Origin of the sequence: Haloarcula sp. Atlit-7R (genome assembly GCF_003666065.1) — an archaeon.
GTDB classification, from domain to species: Archaea; Halobacteriota; Halobacteria; order Halobacteriales; family Haloarculaceae; genus Haloarcula; species Haloarcula taiwanensis.
The window spans coordinates 38,355-56,132 of sequence record NZ_QXIK01000015.1 but is presented as its reverse complement, the minus strand read 5'-3'; the positions used below and the strand labels follow the sequence as shown (position 1 = coordinate 56,132).

Sequence of the window (17,778 nt, the reverse complement as noted above, 5' to 3'; positions counted from 1 at the left end):
ATCGCGGTCTGTAGGGTAGTTTGGCCACGTGTTACTGAGCTATATGCCACGAGTCTGAACTCGTGCGACTAGCATGGCTAAATCGGACTCCGATAGCAATGGCCTCCGGCAGGATCAACCGGAATGTGCTGATATACATCAGCGGCGGAAGTGGTTGCACTCCGTCGGAAGCAAACACACTGGTTCCTACGCCAGTGTTGACTACTGCATGGGTCCGTGGGCTCACATCAGATTCCATCTTGACGGCGGACCGCAGGGGTGGAATCCTCATAGCGTGGATCTCGCCAACCCCAGAAGGGAAGGCGAGTTCCGTTCGTGGCTCGGGCCGACCCAGGTGGCCGACCGAGCATGTCGACCCGGGCTCGCTGCCCGGTGCGACCTTCGCATTAGTTCAGAAGACGGGGGAACATATAAATGAATCGTCTCGGACCTGCCCTGTGCAGGACACACACGACGCATACGTAACGTGATGCCGTGACACGAATAACCGCAAGACAGCGACAGGATGTCTATGATCCAAGGTGTCTTTATATTTGGACTTTGACACAGGGCCCAGCAGCCAAGGGCCAGCAATCCATTATATATCAATCGGGAGGGTTACGAACCTGACGGTAGACAGTTGTAGTGTACTAAACGGTGTGACAAAACAAGTGTCGGGACGCCGGGGAAGCTATCGCTCAGAACAGGGGCCAGCGCTGATCGCGACAGAGAAATATCTTACCGTCATCGTGAACCAGGACGCGCGTACAGTGGTAAAATCAGGCGGTCAGCGAGTCAATGTGGCCTTCCGAACGGAGCTGGTCAGCGTCTTGTCCCTTGTAGCGCCATTCGATGTTGGCCTTCTCGTCTTGCCAGTCCCACGGTTCAGCGAGAACGATGTCGTCCTCGTTGATCCAGGTCCGGAACTTCATTCGGCCCGGAATCCGACCGAGTCGAGTTTCACCGTCCTCGCAGCGAATACGGACGTGATTCCCGCCAAGGTGCTCTGTTACCACTGCGAACATCTCGTCACTTGTAGGCATGCGGAGATTCCGCCGCCCTGAATCGTCGCTCACAGTATAAACACGGTCGCCGTCCGTATAAGTTGTTTGAGAGGCGAGATAGCGTGTACCATGCCGCCGTGCCATGACAGGAATTGACCAGTGACTATCGGAAACAGTGAAATCCAAGAACGGACTGACGACAAGACGTAGATTCAGTCGGCAGTCAGCGCCTGCGGTTCGTCGGCTTCCTCGGACATCGCATCCGTCAGTCCGGATGCGAGCGCAAACACCGCTTCCTTATGATCTGTCTTTGATTTGTGGATCGACGTCGGTTTCACACCAAGGTCAGCGTACAGATCATGCTGGACGCTTGTGTCCGCCTCGTGCTCGTAGTGGTGTTGTACCTGCGCGAGAAGGCTGTGAAGGTGAATGAGTTCTTGTTTCTTCATTAGTGTCCAATCTTATGATGTGGAGGGTAATAGTACTACCTTGCCAACGACCCACACGTGGTGCCCATTCAGATACAGTCCACATCAGTCTCAGGTACAAATATCGGATGGAATACCAGCGCAATAACTCCGACAACCCGGGTTTCGGCTTCAGTTGGTACTATTCATATACTTATTATCGATGTTAAATGAAGGGTGCAAACGCAATTATGGCAGTTCTCTGTCGCTACTGTTCCAAGGGAGTAACGGACTATTGACCTGCGAAGCGCTCTCAATCATGAAAGACCACGAAATATATTAGATATCGAACACTTAATACCTGGTGAGCACGTACCTATGGCCGTGATGAACTGGAAACACCCACGAGACAAGACTGCGGCTATGGCGAAACAAGAAGAAGCAGACAGCGGGACAGAGTGGTCATTCATTGCAGCGCTGGTTGCTGCTGCATAACGACTTTTTCCCGTTCAGGGTCGGATTCTGTAGCAGCAGGTGTATGTACCGCAGACAGGGATCATCAAGTGACGGTCCTGACACCGACCGACGTATTGTGGACAACAGCGCGGTTGATGCCAGTACACTGATATGTATGCGGTTCCGAATGGTCCGACCAGTGCGACGGTTCCTCCTCGAACAGCCGGTGCCACGCATCCGGGTACGCAGTCTTCGAGACGTTGACTGAGACGGTTGTCGCGGAAGGTGACTTGCCAGCCCGTGGCGAAACAAGCGTCCTGTTCTGGATAGTGGTCTCGATGGTAATGCGGCTCGACGACGAGAAATCCGTCTGTCCATCAAGCGAAAGGACAGAAAGGTAGACGCTGCCGCTTTCGGGAGTACACCGAAAGCCAGGTTTCCGTGAGACAACCAGTCCCTCCTCCTGAACCCGGTACACTGCACCGCTGGTGTAGACGATATCAGTCCCCGAATCGGTTTCCCGGATGAACGCTCCAGTGGAAATATTCGCGGACCGTCCGTCAACAGTCACGTTCAGGGTTGACGACCGGATGGAGAGTCCGTGGCCCTGTAGTTTCATACTCGTGGTTCGTCGTGGGGCTTCGCTCTGGATGTGGTCGTCCGTCGTCTCTGCGAACCCAATCATCGACGTTTCGGCGACATCAGTTGTCGCTCCCTGTTGAATGGCGTCGAAGGCACCAAGCCCACCAAGCGTTACCAGCGCAATGCCGGTGATGATGATACTGAACGTGAGCGTAAACGCGAGCAGGTCGGACACACCGCGGTCGTGACCGTTTGACAGTTGTGCGATCATCCGCGTGTCACCTCCATACAGTTGGCTGTCGCATTATACGAAACCGCCAGCGGCCCGCTAGAGACGACAGACGAGCAGACACTAGTTTCATTCTCGAACCGGACGACAGCGTACCGATTCAACCCTGATGCGTTCACGTACACGCGCGTTCGTGACGGGTCCCCAGTGACCTCGACATTATACGACTGATCCGCGATCCGTTCCGGGTATGTCGCTCGAAACGACACTGACGAATTGAGGGTCTCGGTATCGAATGCATCCAAGCGAATGAGGTCGCGCGCGATACCATCGCCGATGTTCTCTAGAGCTTCTTCCGTCACTCGCTCACGCTGTGACTCGACCATCTGGCTCCCGCCGATGAGCAAGCCAGTCACCAGCAGCGACGTGATGCCAATAGTGAGCGCCTGCGTGACTGCCGGCGAGACGCCGCGCGTATCGGACAGGGCATGTTCGAGGCTCATCCGTCATCTACCTCCACAAGTACCGTTCTGTTGTAGCTCGCGGACGGTGTGTCGTATGTCGTGTCGACGGCGGGGATAATTGGGTATTGCCCGATGTTTGTTGATTTATAGTTCGAATCAGGGAAGTTGCCGATCGCTACCAGCCGGTATGTCCCTTTGGCTTTCTGACCTTTTGTGACGCTGATTTCATAGGGCGGCTCAGTTACGTCACTGAATGTTTTGAAACCACTCCCATCGTTACACGTCCCTGCAACAAGATCAACCTCTAAGTCTACCCCAGAGTTTTCAGCGGAACAGACAGAATTACCCCCCGGTGAGGTATTATTTTTGACTTTTATCGTTTTATTTTTAATTGGTCCGGTACCGTTACGGTAAACTTCCAGCGCCCACCAATTACTGTTGGCTCCTTTTACCGTGATATTAAATGGAGATGGGCTTCCATCGTCATTAGCTTCGGTGAAGGTGAAGTTGAACCCAACAATACGGTCAGCGTCGCTGACAACCGTCCAGTCTTTTTCTGCTCCGGTCTGGTTGGTTATCTTTTCATCAGATGTCTGATTTACTTCTGTGCCAAGCGACGCGGACTTGTTCAGCGTCGCGTTGAGATAGGTGCCGCCGCTGCTTGCGACAACCCGGTTGTGTGTCCGCGTGTAGTTCTGGAGCGCGTGTTCATATCGCCCCTCGAATCCGTCGAGATTGTCGCCGCGTGCCTTAATTGCAAGCACACCGAGGTCCCGCTCAACGGAGGCTTCGCGGTCAGCCGAACGCTCAATAGTATCTGCACTTCCGGTGGTCGTGATACCGTCAGTGACAGCGAGACTGTGGGCAAACAGTATCGTGCTGAACACGACAATAGCGATGGCGACGCCACCGATCAACAACAGTTGTCCGCGTTCGTTGGCTACCATACGACCAGACGCACCTCCACGACATTGTAGACAATAGAGTCGGGCTCCGCGTCGGGGGCGAAATACCCGTCGACAGCCGAGAGGGACGGGCCGGTACCGCTGCAGTCGCCGATCCGGGCGGGCATATTGTCGGTCAGTGTCACTGTTTCGGTTGCGACGGCTGCATCTGCCGGCCTCTCAACGACGTTCTCGTCTGATTCCTGCGAGACGAGCGCGGTCTGTCGTGCACTCGAATCCGAGTCCCAGTAACTGAAGTAGAGGTTGTACTGTTCTCCCTGCCGGTCAAAGCTCCGATTCAACATCGACTCGAACGCTGTGGAGCTACCCGTCTGGTTGCCGTTGAGTGTCGGTGTGCCGACGCTGTAACACGCCGTCGCGTTGTGCAGCGCTCCGGTTTCTGCCGCCAGTGATAGCGTGTCGCTCGCACGTGTTTCCAGTGCCGCCGTCCGCTGCTGAGCGCCTGTCTGGAACGGGCCGGTGTCGACTGCTGACAGGCCGTAGACGGTCGCCGTCACAACGACGATAGCCGCGAGAACGCCTTCCAGCGTGTAGGCTTGGCCGCGCATCGTTACCACACCCTCACGACGAGCCAGCAGACCGGGTCACACTGGCCGGTTGCGTTGGTCAGTTTCACGACACGGGTCGTCGACGCAACGTTGTCTCGACCGGCGGCATCAGGCCCCCAAGCGAGCCGCTGGCCGTGGCTATCGACTGCCGGGTCCCGTGTTCCTGCTTTGAGCGCTGACGCGTTGACTACCGTTACGTTCACGCGTGGATTCACGCGGCGTTCCGTCGCGACATCGAGTCCGGCGTTGGTCTTGAGGTTATCGAGTTCGGAACTGTCCTCGTTGAGGGACTCGTTGATCCCACCGCTCGTGTTGTATCGAATGAAGTTCCGTGTCCCCTCAACCGAGTGGTTTTCAACAAGGTACGTCGCCGCCCTGTCTGCAATTGGTTGGTTACGCTGTACGTCTGGGGATTCGTACACGCCGACCGCACTGCCCTGTACGAATGCCAATACCCCGATGATCGTCACGAGCAGGACACTCACTCCGATGGCGAAGTCCTGCGGTGTTTGTGCTCTTGTATCCATATCCCACACACCCTATTTGTATTTGATACGTCCGCTGTCGACCCGCGAGTTGGATGCTAGCCCACGGCGATCCACACCACCAGTGCAATCGTCGACAGGACGACCGCGAATTTGACGCCTGCGACGAGCTTCACTTCCCGAATGTAACCGGCGATAAACGACGACAGCAACGCCTGCAGCGTCACCGCATGGAAGAACAGCATCGACAGCAGTTCCGTGTCGACGCTGCCACCGAACCCGCCGCCGGGCGCGCTCGAATTGCTCGCCCCGGACGCCTGCGTCGCCAGCCCTGACATCACGTCGAGAAACTGTGTTTTCAGCAACGCCATCACGCCGAGCAGCGTCAGGTACGTCATCAGAATGATGACCGTCTGCATCCGCGTCCGTGATTTGCGTTCCCGTTCGATGTCGTCTTGGTTTTCCGAGGCCTGTGCAGCCGTCGAAAGCACGTCCTGAATCTGACTGGAGGCTTCCTGTGCCTCAGCGATGAGCTTGACCGTCCGCGCCAGCCGCGGGACGTTGTACTTGTTGTTGAATTCCCGGAGTGCATCTTTCAGACTCGTGCCGTAGTTGACCTTCGCGTGGATGGTCTCAAACTCCTCAGAGAGTTTTCCCGAGGACGTTTCAGAGACAACCTTGACCGACTCCAAAAGCGTCATCCCAGTGTCGTTGGCCGACGCCAGCTTGCGGAGGTTCTCGGAGAGCTTTCCGATGATCGCCTTCCGAGAGCGTTGGTTCCATTCGTAGAATATCATCAGCGGGACGAAATTGAGGTACATCGGGACGTACACCCAGAAAAACGTCGACCGAACCGGGACAGCGATCATCCCATCCAGCGATAGCGGGGCCCAGCCGATGACGATAGCCGCGACGACAGCGAGAATTGACAGCGGAACCGTCAGCCACAGCACCAACAGCGGATGGTCACGGAAGAACAGGTCAGGCCGTGTAAGGATAGCGAGGAGTTCGTGAGTTCCTTCCCGGCTCTTGATCCGGTCGAAGACACTGTAGGTCCCTGTGTAGCTCTCGATGAGCCCGAGGTTGAACACGCCGACACCTTCGTCGACGACGAGTTCCTTCTCACCGGGGCTCGAACGCAGATAGCCGTCGCCGATGGAGTCCTGCGTGACAGTCGAGACGAGGACGAGAAAGCCCAGCCCGGTCAAGGGAATCAGCCCGTACACGGTGCCGTAAATGAGCGACTTCTGGGCGTTACCCATCATCGACATAATGACCAGAATGATGATGAGAAGCAGCGGGAACAGCGAGAGCGTCATGTACATCTCGCCGAACAGCTCCAGCGTCTCCAGCATCTTCTCCTGTTCCTGCCGGGCGGTTCGCATGTGTTTTTCCTTCTGATCTTCGAGGAAGGAGGTCATGTCTCCGCCGGAGTTGATGATGGAGAGCATATCCGTCAGGAACTGCGACAGTTCGTCCGAGGGGGTCTGGAGCGCTTGATTCCGAACAGCAGTCCGGTAGTCGGTATCGAAATACTCCGTCTCCAGCACGACAGACTGGAACTCCTTTGCGACCTCACCGTACGTGTCTTCGGCCCTCCCCATCGATTGCAGAATTTCGAGTTGGTTGAGCCCGCCGACGGACAGCGCATACATGAACGAGATCGAGTCGGACAACAGGACATTGATTTCGCGCTCGCGCGCGCTCGCACGGAAGTACGGTATCGAGACCAGCGACCCGAACCCGATTCCGAACCCGATGGCACCGAATACGAACCCGGTCACGATGACGAGGAATGGGAGTTTCAGCATATCGAGGATCGCTGAGACGCTCTCAGACACCGGAATCCCGATGAGTGTCGGGGCCTCTCCGCCGGTAAACAGCAACTGGACCAGCAGATACCCGAGGAACGTGCCGACGAGCCACAGCGCCAAGCCGGCGATGACACCGACTGCGAGTGCGCGTGCAAGGAACATCTCAACGTTGTCGGCCATCCGGGCCTCTGCGAGTTTGTTCTCGACGCTGTTGACGAAGTCGCCCTCGTCGTCGAACACCATCTGGTACGCCGGATAGAACGTGTCACCGAGCGCACCGCCGCTGCCGACCTGTTGCTGACCCGGTGTGTCGAGGCTCATTCGCTATCTGCCTCCGCACCGGCCTTCGGAACGAACTGGCCGAAGTCGATGCTGTCTTCGTCATCACTCTCCTCAGAATCGTCCATCAGCGCCGAGACGATATCCGGGGTTTCGCGGCTCTTGTAGGTGTTGAACAGCGGTTGTGCGTTATCAAGTACCTGCTTGGTCTCCTCGACCATCTCCGGCGGCGCGTCCGGCCGGGGCACCATCTCCTCTTTCTCCGGGTCGATGTCGATCTTGACGGATTCCATCTCTCGGAGGTCCTCAAGCGACAGTTCGAGCTGGTCGTTGGCGATGAGCGTGAGGATGGTCTCGGGGTCGTTGATGAACGCCTGTATTGTCGCTGCGACCTGCGTGTAGGTGTTTAGCCCCTTTTCGATGAGGTACGCGAGGACGACTTTCCGCTTGAACAGTTCCTCGTCGAGTTTGTCCTGGGTCCACCCGCGGTCGAACTTGATTTCTTCGAGGGTGTTGGAGTTCCCCATCTGGATGTACTCGTCCGTCTCGGCGCGCCACTCGTAGACGTCCCGGACGTTGATTTCGTCGTTCTCGGCGGAGTACTCGTTGATTTCGGTCAGGGACTTGTTCCGGCGGACCTTGTTCCCGTCGACCCGCGTCTGGGTCTGAATCGAGACGAGGTCGAGCGCCGTAAACAGCGTCTTCGAGACGTTGATTGGCTCGGTGGTGAACCGCTTGATGACCTCGCCCACGGAGTCGGCGTGGAAGGTGGTGTAGGTGGTGTGCCCGGTCGACATGACCTGGAACAGCGTCCGGCCCTCCTCGCCACGAATCTCACCCATGACGATGTAGTCGGGTCGCTGGCGGAGCGCGGCCTCCAGCAGGTCGAACTCGTCGACATCGCCCTTGTCGTCCTCACCGAACGAGGGGCGCGTGACGCTGGCCACCCAGTTACGCTGTGGGAGTTCGACCTCACGCGTGTCCTCGATGGAGACGATCTTGGAGTTTGACGGGATGAACAGCGAGACAGCGTTTAGGCTGGTCGTCTTCCCCGAAGCAGTACCGCCGGCGAAGATGAGGCTCTTGTTGTTCTCGATACAGAGCCAGAGGAACGCCATCTCGTCCAAAGAGAAGGTGTTCCAGTTGATGAGGTCGACCGGGGTAAACGGGACGTCCTTGAACTGCCGGATGGTGTAGTTGGTCCCGTGATCGGACACCTCACGGCCGAGCGTCAACTGCGCACGCGACCCGTCCGGGAGCGTCGCGTCGACCTGTGGCTGGCGCTTCGAGATACCCTTCCCGGAACGCTGTGCGAGTTTGACGACGAAGTCGTCGAGTTCGCCCTTGCCGTGTTCGACGTTCGAGATGATCTGCTCGTAGTCGGTGTGATAGACGAACACCCGGGAGTTGTACCCGTCACAGGAGATGTCCTCCACGATGATGTCGTGTTTGACGCCGTCAATGCGGGCGTAGCCGACGAAGTCCCGCTTGAGCATGTACAGCAGCTTCTCGACCTGATACTCGTTTAGTTTCGGTTCGTCGTCTTCGAGGATAGCCGGTTCCGGACGTGTCGAGATGCCGGAGAGTTGCCCCGTGGTTTCACTTTGAGTCTCCTCGTCTAGTCCGAACAGCTCTTTGACCTGGCCGAGAACGCTCTCTTCGCCGCTACCGGAGACTGAGCCGTCGTAGAGGTCGTACCGTGAAAGGAGCTGTTCGGCCTCCCGCTGGATGACCTGTGCCCGGTCGGCGTCGGTCCCCTGGACGATCACGTCATCCTCAGAATACTTGATCGCGGTTTTGAGTTTGCCCGACAGGAACTCCCGAAGGTCGATCTCGATGTCGGTGAGATACGGCTCGATGACGTAGTACTTCTTCTCGTTCTCTTTCCGTGAGTGGAAGATGACGACGCAGGCGTAGGGCTTGTTCACCCAGTACCGTTCCAGTTCCCTGAAGTGGGATTTCTTCGACTGGGGAACGGCTTTTTCGAGGTCATAGCGGTTAACGACAGTTGTGTGGCCCTCTCGTGTCGAGAAGAACTCGTCTTCGTCCAGTTCCGGATTCACGTCGACGGTGTTTTCGTCGACGTACTCGTGCAGTTCACTGGCGATGCCTTCGGCGGCGGAGAGCTTGTTTTCCGTGTGTTCAGGGTCGAAGGTTAGATACTCACTTGCATCGAAAGGAATGACCTCGCCGTCACTGTCACGGGGGAGGCTGCCGTCCTCGTAATAATACTCCTGTTTGAAATGCTCCCACGTGTAGATATCTTTCGCGACTGGCGTCGTTGTTGGATCAAGATACTCTTCGAATGGCGCTTGGAGTGTTTTCCCGGCGCTCGCCGCGTTTTCGAGTCGCTGACTGAGTTCTCTCGGCTCGAAGCCGAGGTACACGCTCCGGTCAAACCGGCCGCCGTCGTGGACCTCCCGCCGGAGATCATCCCACGTGTATTCGCCGACCCGTACAGGCTTGTCAGTCAGGCTCCCCCCACTATTGACCTGCTCTGACTCACCTCCCCCAGTATCATCGATAGCCATTGTTATTCATCTCCCGTTAGGCAGGAAAAAACTTTACCCCCATCAAATGTAGCTGAAAAAGAGCTTCCGGTCGTTTGTATCACGGTCTCCTCACGGTAGTAAGTGGACCATACTGAATGTTTCGCCGACCCTTACTGTCAATTAATGAACGACTCTATCCGGGCCATCGCTTCTTTGAGGTCATCAAGGCCCGTCGCGTACGACACTCGCAGATGACCTGATCCACCCTCGCCGAAGGCTGTGCCGGGGACGACCGCGACTCGCTTTTCCTGAAGCAGACTTTCGGCGAACTCACCGGCATCGTCCCAGGGACACTCCGGGAACGCGTAGAACGCCCCAGCCGCCGGGAAGCAATCAAGTCCCATTTCTTCGAAGCGCGTGAGGACGTACTTCCGTCGGCGGTCGTACTGCGCGGCCATTTCCGTGACCTCGTCGCGGCAGTTGTCGAGTGCCTCCATAGCGGCGTGCTGAGCCGTTGTCGGGGCCGAAAGCATCGAGTACTGATGGATTCGGTTCATCGCCTTGATAGCCTCTGGCGGGGCCATCGCGTAGCCCAGTCTGAACCCCGTCATCGCGAACGCCTTGGAAAACCCGTTGAACACGACGGTCCGCTCGCGCATCCCGGGAAGGGTCGCGATAGACGTGTGGTCGTGTTCGTACGTGAGATCGGCGTAGATCTCGTCGGCGAACACGAGGAGGTCGTTTTCGCGGCAAAAGGCTGCAACGGACGCCATCTCCTCGGCCGTCATCGTCGCTCCGGTCGGATTGTTGGGGTAGCAGTACACGAGTGCGTCGGCCTCGGCCGCACCGGACGACTCCAGCACCTCTCGGGTGAGTTTGAACTCGTCTGCGGCGCGTGTCGGAACGTCAATCACGTCGATACCGGCGAACGTCGCACCAGGAACATACGAGACGTAGCAGGGCTGGGCGATAGCGATTGAGTCTCCGGGGTTTAGCAGCGCCCGAAAAGCGAGGTCTATACCCTCGCTCGCACCCGCGGTGATGAGGATTTCCTCGTCAGGGTCGTACTGCAGGTTGTGTGTCGCCGCTTCGTAGTCTGCAATGCGTTCCCGGAGCTCCCGCTTGCCGCGATTGGCGGTGTAGGAGGTCTGGCCGCGTTCGAGCGACGCGATAGCGGCTTCACGGGCCGCCCATGGGGCAGAGAAGTCCGGCTCACCGACCCCGAGCGAGATGATGTCGTCCATCTCCTCGGCCAGTTCGAAGAATCGACGGATGCCGGAGGGCGGCACGCTGTCGACTCTGTCCGCTGGCTCGAACGTCATGGTGAGACGGACAGCCGGTCATCGTCGTCGTGGTCGTCGAACTCCATCCCCTGCTCCTTGTACGACTCCATGATGTAGTGGGTTACCGTCTGCGTAATCTCGGGGATTGGTGCGATTTTGTCGCTGATGAAGTGCGACACTTCGCGCATCGAATCGCCCTCAACCTCCAGATCGAAGTCGTAGTCACCGCTGACGAGGCGCAGTGACGTCACTTCCGGGAACTTCGCGATCCGGTCGGAGATGTCGTCGTAGCTGGTCTCACGGTCCAGCGTAACGTTGAGTTCGACAGTGGCACGGACGCGTTCCTCGTCGCTCTCGACCGCGTTCCAGTCGACGACAGCTTGATAGCCGCGAATGATGCCTGCCTCCTCAAATTCGTCGATAAGTTCGGCTACCTCGCTCTCGGAGTAATCGGTCAACCGAGCGATGTCCTCGGTCGTGTAGCGAGCGTTCTCCCGTAGCAGGTCGAGTATCTCGCGGCGACTGCTCATATAGTGCCAGCAGAGTGACGCGGACAAAAGCCTTGCTCAATAGTGGGAGAGGATCACATCATTCGGGTCGAACCACACCAGACGGTTTTAATATCTCTGCCGGTTAGATGTTGATTAATGTTCGAAGAGGGTGGCCAGCGGGCAGATTCCGACACGGGATGGGCACACATCGCGAACCACGATAAGGCGGCAACAGTTATCGACACGCTACTCCGTCTCGATGCGGACGAGACGTACACGAAAACCGCCCTGAGTGAAGCGGCCGGCGTGCCGCTGAAGACGTTGTACCTTGATGGGACGCTCGACGAGCTAGTGACGGTCGGGCTGCTGGAAAAACACGAAGCAGACGGGAAAGAGACGCTGTTCTCCGTCGACAATGGGAGCGAGGCGTTCGAGGCAGCGAAGGCTTTCGATGCCGCAGCAGCGACATCTGGCGAAGTGGACAACTGAGTAAAGCGGCTGTCACAGAAGTCAGCCCAGCGTCCGTGGACTTTTGACGGTGACAGTCGTAGTGGGAAGCGATGGTTTCACTCGATTCGGAGTCCGACGTGCTCGGACGTGGGGACAGAGCACCGACGTTCGAACTCCCGGGAGCGGACGGAAAAACGCACTCACTGTCGGATTTCGCGGACAAAGACGCACTACTGGTCGTATTTACGTGCAACCACTGTCCGTACGCGAAAGCGAAGATTGGAGAGCTAAACCGTCTCGCGACAGACTACAACGATCTCGCTGTCGTCGGGATCAATGCCAACGACCCCAAGGAGTACCCAGACGACTCGTTCGAGCGGATGCAGGAACTCGTCGACCGTGGAGAGATACAGTACAACGCGTATCTGTTCGATGAAGCACAGGATGTCGCGGCCGCGTACGGCGCTCGCTGTACCCCCGATCCGTTCTTGTTCCGAAACGACGATGGAACGTTCAAACTGGCGTACCACGGCCGCCTCGACGACGCACCGAACCCGGACGACGAACCGAGCGAGCGGGAGATGGCCGCACACGTCGAAACGTTGCTCAGTGGCGACCAGATTACGGCAGTCGAGAAACCATCCAGAGGGTGCTCGATAAAGTGGAAGCCCGGTAACGAACCAGCCTACTGGGACGTCTGAATAGAACGGCAGAGCGCGAGCGGAAGCTTCGGGAAGTTGCGTTGCCGGAGCGAGTGACGACCTGTGGAGACCGGTCGAGACATCCCGAGCTACAGTACCTTTATGCGGTGGTGAGACATTCGTCAACATAGATCATGAAGAAGCTCATCAACGATGCGGAGACGGTTGTCGACGAGATGCTCGACGGGATGGTCGCGGCGTACCCCGACACCGTTCGCCGGTTACCTGACACACAAGTGCTGGTCCGGGACAGTGCGCCGGTCGACGACAAGGTCGCGGTCGTCAGCGGCGGCGGGAGCGGTCACGAGCCGACACACGCCGGCTATCTGGGCGAGGGAATGCTCGACGGTGCAGCGGCGGGAGAAGTGTTCACCTCCCCGACAGCGGACGAACTCGAAGCGATGGTCGACGCCTGCGACAGCGGGGCGGGCGTCCTGCTGGTCATCAAAAACTACGAGGGCGACGTGATGAACTTCGAAACGGCCGGGGAGATGGTGGAGATGGAGGGGACGGAAGTCGCCGAAGTCGTGGTCGACGATGACGTGGCCGTCGAGGACTCGCTGTACACGAGCGGTCGCCGCGGCGTCTGTGGGACGATTCTCGTCCACAAGGCCGCCGGCGCGAAGGCCGCTGAAGGCGCGGACCTCGACGAGGTACAGCGCGTGGCACAGAAGGTCGTTGACAACGTCGGGACGATGGGCATGGCCCTCACCTCCTGTGTCACCCCTGAAAAGGGGGAACCGACGTTCGACCTTGGCGAAGACGAAATCGAACTCGGCATCGGCATCCACGGCGAGCCGGGGGTCGAGCGGACAGAGGCGATGTCCGCCGACGAAATTACCGAGGAACTCACCGAGGTCGTCCTCGACGACCTCGAACTGGACGTCGGCCAAGAGGTCGTCACCATCGTCAACGGGATGGGCGGGACGCCACAGATGGAACTGTTCGTCGTCAACCGTCGCTTGCAGGAACTCCTCGGTGAACGGGACATCGAGACGTGGGACGCGTGGGTGGGAGATTACATGACCTCGCTGGACATGGCAGGGTGTTCAATTACGGTCTGTGCGGTGGACGAGGAACTGAAAGCGCTGCTGGGCGCGCCAGCCGAAACACCGGCTCTGACGGTCCGATGAGCCCGGAGAGCGACGCCGCGGCCGCTGCCGTCGCGGCCGTCGAGAACGTCGCGGACAGAATCGAGACCGAACGGGAGCACCTCACCGATCTTGACTCCGCAATCGGCGACGCCGACCACGGCGGTAACATGGCCCGGGGGTGGCAGGCAGCAGCCGAAGCGGTTACCGACCTCGACAGCCCAACGGTGGAGGCGGTCGTCAAAACTGCCGGAAAGACCCTGTTGTCGGAGGTCGGTGGGGCGTCGGGGCCGCTGTACGGCGGTTCGCTCGTGTTCGCCAGTGCGGAGCTGAGCGACGGCCTCACCGCCGAATCGGCCGTCGCCTTCGCGGAGACGTACCTGGAGAAGGTGCAGGACCGCGGCGACGCGAAGGTCGGCGACAAGACGATGGTCGACGCGCTCGTCCCAGCGGTTCACACGTTCAAGAAGTCCGTCGAGACGGACGACCTGCCCCCGCTCGACGCCCTCGCGAAAGCCGTCGCGGCAGCGGAGCACGGCGTCGCATTCACCGTCCCCATCCGGGCCGCAAAGGGTCGGGCGTCGTATCTGGGCTGGCGGTCAGTCGGGCATCAAGACCCGGGAGCGACAAGCACGCTGTACATCATGGAAGAGCTGCTGGCGACGGCCGCAGATCACCTCGACCAGGTAGTCCCGTCGGTCGACGCCACCTCTCCGACGATTCCCGATGGGGAGGCGACCGAGGAGTAATGGTAGGACTCGTTGTCGTTTCCCATAGTTACACTGCCGCACAGGGAATCTCGGAAATAGCCGCGGAGATGGCCGGTGAGACACCCATCGAACCGGTCGGTGGCGACAGTGACGGTGGTATCGGGACGGTCCCCGACGACATCGAAGCGGCGCTTGCTGCCGCCGACGACGGCGACGGTGTCGTTGTCCTCGTGGACCTCGGTAGCGCCGTTATGAACACCGAGGTCGCCATCGAACTGAGCGAGACTGAGGCCGCGATAGCGGACGCGCCAGTGCTGGAGGGCGCAGTCAACGCGGCGGTAGCCGCCACCAGCCCGGACGCGACGCTCGGTTCCGTCCGGGAACAGGCAGAAGCGGCTCGGGATGTCGACAAGCTCTGAAAGAAGTCATGCTGGCGGTGCGTGTTGACCGACGAGAGTTCCGGCAAGCACACACCTGACAGCCGTCGACCGAAGGCCCAGCGATGAAACGCAGGCTGTTGTGCTCCTGTTAGATTTCGTCCAGCGATTCGAACCCACTCCAGCACTCGCAATCGAGGTCGTCGATGGACGTGACTTCGTCCGGAAGCGAACTTATCGGCATCCCATCGTCAAACTCGTCACACTCCTCGATGTGGATAGAAAAGTCGCTACTCGACATGATTGGCATAGTCAATACTACCGCCTAGCACTGCAAAAATCCTCGGAATCGAGACGCACTGGCACACAGTACGAACTGATTACACAGCGAGAGCCGAGACGGATGCCGCTCGTATTAGAACATGGTCGTTACCCGGTATCGTCTGTCTAGAGAACGCTTATTTGTTGATGCCTTTATGGTTCCTGATACGATACAGTACGCAATGAACTCCGGGAGTGGGACAGTGGACCAACCTCTGAAAGAGGCGTCGTCCGTATTGGTGCTGGCACGCGATTCGAGCGACGCCGAACGAGAGGGCTGTGCAGGATTCCTGGCTGAGCAAGGGGCCAGTGAGTCGAAAGCAATCTGTGTCACAGTGACTGAGTCCCCCGATTCCCGCCTCTCGCTGTGGCAACAGCACCTCGACGACGAGATGCCCGAGGAGGCGATCATCGTCGACGCCGGCAGCGAGTTACCGGCGAACTCACAGGCAGCGGCCTCTGGCGCATTTCCCTCATTGACGCTCGATACCCTCCCCGGGACAGTGGCCCCGATAGATATCGGCGCGACCGTCTCCCGACATCTCGGTCGACTGAAACAGTCGGATGCGCCGCTACTGCTCTGTCTCCATTCAATAACTGGACTGCTCGAGTCCTGGGAGCGTGACCGCGTCATCGCGCTGGTGACCGCATTGAACCGCCAGTGTGCCGAGATGAACGTCTCAAGCCACCACCACATGGACCCGGAGGCTCATACGGAAGAGACAGTTGAGATGTTTCGGCCGCTGTATGATGTCGTCTACGAGTATCTCCCGGGCCACGGCTGGACCGTCACGGCGTCGAAAGACGCAGAGGAGTCGCCGACGTTTCGGAATACCGTCACCCCACCCGGCGGCGTCAAGAAGGGCGACCCGGAGGAACCCGAAACGATTCCGATACCGTACTCGTTTGATCAGGTGCTGGAGCTGATCTCCGCCCCGCGGCGACGGAGTCTCCTGTATCACCTGAAAGACCGGTCTGAAACCGAGATCCCACTTGACGACCTCGTCGACCGCGTCTACGAGCGCGAAAAGGCGATTCCAGCCAGGGAGACGCCAAAATCGCGCGACGAAGTGGGCGTATCGCTGGCACACAACCACCTGCCGCGGCTGGACGATCTCGGGATTCTCTCATACGAGACGGCGGCCAACACTGTCGAGTACTATCACAATCCCGCGCTGGAGTCGGTCATCCGGTACGTCGAACGCCTCGAACTCGGTTAGTCCCGGCCTGGACCCACTCATTTATGTCACCGCTCCCGACATAGCCCGACATGGATGAAACCCCGCTCCCGGAAGTGACAGCGCAGTTCGCCCGGACACTGGCACCGGCCAGCGATGCAGTCATCGAGGAGATGGACGCCAAAGCCGACCGGGAAGGATTCCCGACGGTCGGCCCCGCAGTCGGCGGGTGGCTCCGCCTCGTCGCCCGGATGGTCGACGCCGACCGCGTCTTCGAGTTCGGCTCCGGCTTCGGCTACTCGGCCTACTGGATGGCTCCAGCCGTGCCCGACAGTGGGCAGATCGTTCTGACGGAGATTGACGCCGACGAACTCGAAGACGCCCGTGAGTTCCTCGACCGCGGCGGGTTCAGCGACCGGGCGGCCTTCGAGCACGGGGACGCAATCGAAATTGTCGAGGGGTACGACGGCCCGTTCGACGTTGTGCTCATCGACAACGAGAAACACCGATATACAGAGGCCTTCGAGGCTGTCCGGGAGAAAGTGCCGGTCGGCGGGGCCGTAGTCGCCGATAACATGATCGAGGCCGGGCCGCTGGAGTTCGAGGCAGTCCGGGCACTGCTGGACGGCGATGACATCGATGCGAACGAAACGAGTCGCGGTATCGCCGCGTATCTCGAATGCGTCGGCGACGACCCGGAGTTCGAGACAGGGCTGTTGCCGCTAGGCGAGGGCGTTGCCGTGAGCGTCCGTATGGAGTGAGCGGCACAGGACCAACACGCTCCGATTCTCGCCGACGAAAATGCGGGTGCATAGCTTATGTATGAGGGCACACAACTCAGCGGCAACGCTGGTCCTAACGAATGAGTCTGATGATAGATATTCGGAAGCTCGGGTTGTTCAATCAGATGGCTAAAGAGGGCGGGAACACCGTTGCGAATCACCTTAGCCAGATGACAGGGATGGAGACGGAGATGGAGATTACGAAGATCAACTTCATCGATATCCCGGATATCAAAACACACGTCGGGGACGAGAAGCAGATCGGTATCAGTATCGAAATGGTCGAAAAGCCCCATGGGCATATCCTGTTCCTGTTCAACGCCGCCAGTGCGAAGGACCTCGCTACTGGGATGATCGGCGATATGGGTGAGACAGACCCCAACGCGAGCGGTTTCACTGATATGGAGCGATCAGCGATTCAGGAAATCGGCAACATAATGACCAGCGGCTTCATCGACGGCTGGGCGAACGTGCTCGATACCACCATCGACATCTCCACGCCGAACTTCACGTTCGGCCCGGGGAGTGGAATGGTGGACCAGCTCGTCGGCGATCGGGACAACGAGATGGCGCTGATGTTCGACTCCCGCGTCCACGCACTGGAGTCCGATATCAACGTAAAGGTGTACACGTTTCCGGAACTCGAAGAACTGGTCGACCTGATGCAGGAAATCGAAGTGTAAGCAGGCC

20 protein-coding genes and 1 rRNA gene are annotated in these 17,778 nt (G+C 58.7%); 8 read left to right on the top strand and 13 right to left on the bottom strand.

Features of this window, described 5'->3' with window-relative positions; genetic code table 11:
• The 12 genes from D3D01_RS19700 to D3D01_RS19645 all read right to left on the bottom strand — a co-directional run.
• A 16S ribosomal RNA gene (locus D3D01_RS19700) occupies positions 1-125 on the bottom strand; the annotation flags it as partial.
• A gap of 633 nt (positions 126-758) precedes the next feature.
• Entirely contained in the window at positions 759-1,055 is a 297-nt protein-coding gene (locus D3D01_RS19695; RefSeq protein ID WP_049919665.1) for a translation initiation factor eIF-1A, read from the bottom strand.
• Between the two features lie 140 nt (positions 1,056-1,195).
• The gene (locus D3D01_RS19690) at positions 1,196-1,432 is read right to left on the bottom strand and encodes a UPF0058 family protein (RefSeq protein ID WP_101350317.1); all 237 of its coding nucleotides are present in this window, start codon (positions 1,430-1,432) and stop codon (positions 1,196-1,198) included.
• 517 nt (positions 1,433-1,949) lie between these two features.
• Positions 1,950-2,699 (bottom strand): hypothetical protein, encoded by a 750-nt coding sequence (locus D3D01_RS19685; protein WP_121513445.1) that lies wholly within the window; start codon positions 2,697-2,699, stop codon positions 1,950-1,952.
• Complete coding sequence (locus D3D01_RS19680; protein ID WP_121513444.1) at positions 2,696-3,160, bottom strand: hypothetical protein; 465 nt, start codon at positions 3,158-3,160, stop codon at positions 2,696-2,698. The genes D3D01_RS19685 and D3D01_RS19680 overlap by 4 nt, the downstream gene beginning before the upstream one ends.
• Entirely contained in the window at positions 3,157-4,068 is a 912-nt protein-coding gene (locus D3D01_RS19675; RefSeq protein ID WP_121513443.1) for a hypothetical protein, read from the bottom strand. Before D3D01_RS19675 ends, D3D01_RS19680 begins: the two co-directional genes overlap by 4 nt.
• Complete coding sequence (locus D3D01_RS19670; RefSeq protein ID WP_101350321.1) at positions 4,062-4,634, bottom strand: hypothetical protein; 573 nt, start codon at positions 4,632-4,634, stop codon at positions 4,062-4,064. The genes D3D01_RS19675 and D3D01_RS19670 overlap by 7 nt, the downstream gene beginning before the upstream one ends.
• A gap of 2 nt (positions 4,635-4,636) precedes the next feature.
• Complete coding sequence (locus D3D01_RS19665) at positions 4,637-5,161, bottom strand: hypothetical protein (RefSeq protein WP_101350322.1); 525 nt, start codon at positions 5,159-5,161, stop codon at positions 4,637-4,639.
• A gap of 56 nt (positions 5,162-5,217) precedes the next feature.
• Positions 5,218-7,254 (bottom strand): type II secretion system F family protein, encoded by a 2,037-nt coding sequence (locus tag D3D01_RS19660; protein ID WP_121513442.1) that lies wholly within the window; start codon positions 7,252-7,254, stop codon positions 5,218-5,220.
• Positions 7,251-9,743 carry a type II/IV secretion system ATPase subunit gene (locus D3D01_RS19655; protein WP_121513441.1) on the bottom strand — a complete coding sequence of 831 codons (2,493 nt, stop codon included), beginning with the start codon at positions 9,741-9,743 and terminating at the stop codon, positions 7,251-7,253. The genes D3D01_RS19660 and D3D01_RS19655 overlap by 4 nt, the downstream gene beginning before the upstream one ends.
• A 137-nt stretch (positions 9,744-9,880) precedes the next feature.
• Positions 9,881-11,026 (bottom strand): pyridoxal phosphate-dependent aminotransferase, encoded by a 1,146-nt coding sequence (locus tag D3D01_RS19650; RefSeq protein ID WP_121513440.1) that lies wholly within the window; start codon positions 11,024-11,026, stop codon positions 9,881-9,883.
• Entirely contained in the window at positions 11,023-11,517 is a 495-nt protein-coding gene (locus D3D01_RS19645) for an Lrp/AsnC family transcriptional regulator (RefSeq protein ID WP_053969292.1), read from the bottom strand. The genes D3D01_RS19650 and D3D01_RS19645 overlap by 4 nt, the downstream gene beginning before the upstream one ends.
• A gap of 117 nt (positions 11,518-11,634) precedes the next feature.
• Between D3D01_RS19645 and D3D01_RS19640 the strand changes: the two genes are divergently transcribed.
• The 5 genes from D3D01_RS19640 to dhaM all read left to right on the top strand — a co-directional run bounded on the left by D3D01_RS19640 (position 11,635) and on the right by dhaM (position 14,849).
• Entirely contained in the window at positions 11,635-11,967 is a 333-nt protein-coding gene (locus tag D3D01_RS19640) for a hypothetical protein (RefSeq protein WP_121513439.1), read from the top strand.
• A gap of 71 nt (positions 11,968-12,038) precedes the next feature.
• On the top strand, positions 12,039-12,629 hold the full coding sequence (locus tag D3D01_RS19635) for a thioredoxin family protein (RefSeq protein WP_121513438.1): 591 nt from the start codon (positions 12,039-12,041) through the stop codon (positions 12,627-12,629).
• A gap of 134 nt (positions 12,630-12,763) precedes the next feature.
• The gene (gene dhaK / locus D3D01_RS19630; RefSeq protein ID WP_121513437.1) at positions 12,764-13,762 is read left to right on the top strand and encodes a dihydroxyacetone kinase subunit DhaK; all 999 of its coding nucleotides are present in this window, start codon (positions 12,764-12,766) and stop codon (positions 13,760-13,762) included.
• Positions 13,759-14,469, top strand: coding sequence for a dihydroxyacetone kinase subunit DhaL (gene dhaL, locus D3D01_RS19625; protein ID WP_121513436.1), 711 nt, complete (start codon positions 13,759-13,761; stop codon positions 14,467-14,469). Before dhaK ends, dhaL begins: the two co-directional genes overlap by 4 nt.
• On the top strand, positions 14,469-14,849 hold the full coding sequence (dhaM, locus tag D3D01_RS19620; RefSeq protein WP_101350330.1) for a dihydroxyacetone kinase phosphoryl donor subunit DhaM: 381 nt from the start codon (positions 14,469-14,471) through the stop codon (positions 14,847-14,849). Before dhaL ends, dhaM begins: the two co-directional genes overlap by 1 nt.
• 109 nt (positions 14,850-14,958) lie before the next feature.
• Here the strand turns inward: dhaM and D3D01_RS24280 are convergent, their stop codons facing one another.
• Positions 14,959-15,117: a hypothetical protein gene (locus tag D3D01_RS24280; protein ID WP_014040640.1), complete on the bottom strand. Its 159-nt coding sequence runs from the start codon at positions 15,115-15,117 to the stop codon at positions 14,959-14,961.
• Between the two features lie 193 nt (positions 15,118-15,310).
• On the opposite strand from D3D01_RS24280, the gene D3D01_RS19615 reads away from it, so the two are divergent.
• The 3 genes from D3D01_RS19615 (at position 15,311) to D3D01_RS19605 (ending at position 17,771) form a co-directional block, all read left to right on the top strand.
• Positions 15,311-16,348, top strand: a complete 1,038-nt coding sequence (locus D3D01_RS19615; protein ID WP_101350331.1) for a hypothetical protein — start codon at positions 15,311-15,313, stop codon at positions 16,346-16,348.
• Between the two features lie 50 nt (positions 16,349-16,398).
• Complete coding sequence (locus tag D3D01_RS19610) at positions 16,399-17,067, top strand: O-methyltransferase (protein WP_101350332.1); 669 nt, start codon at positions 16,399-16,401, stop codon at positions 17,065-17,067.
• 101 nt (positions 17,068-17,168) lie between these two features.
• On the top strand, positions 17,169-17,771 hold the full coding sequence (locus D3D01_RS19605; RefSeq protein WP_049944153.1) for a chemotaxis protein CheC: 603 nt from the start codon (positions 17,169-17,171) through the stop codon (positions 17,769-17,771).
• The last annotated feature ends 7 nt before the right edge of the window (positions 17,772-17,778 follow it).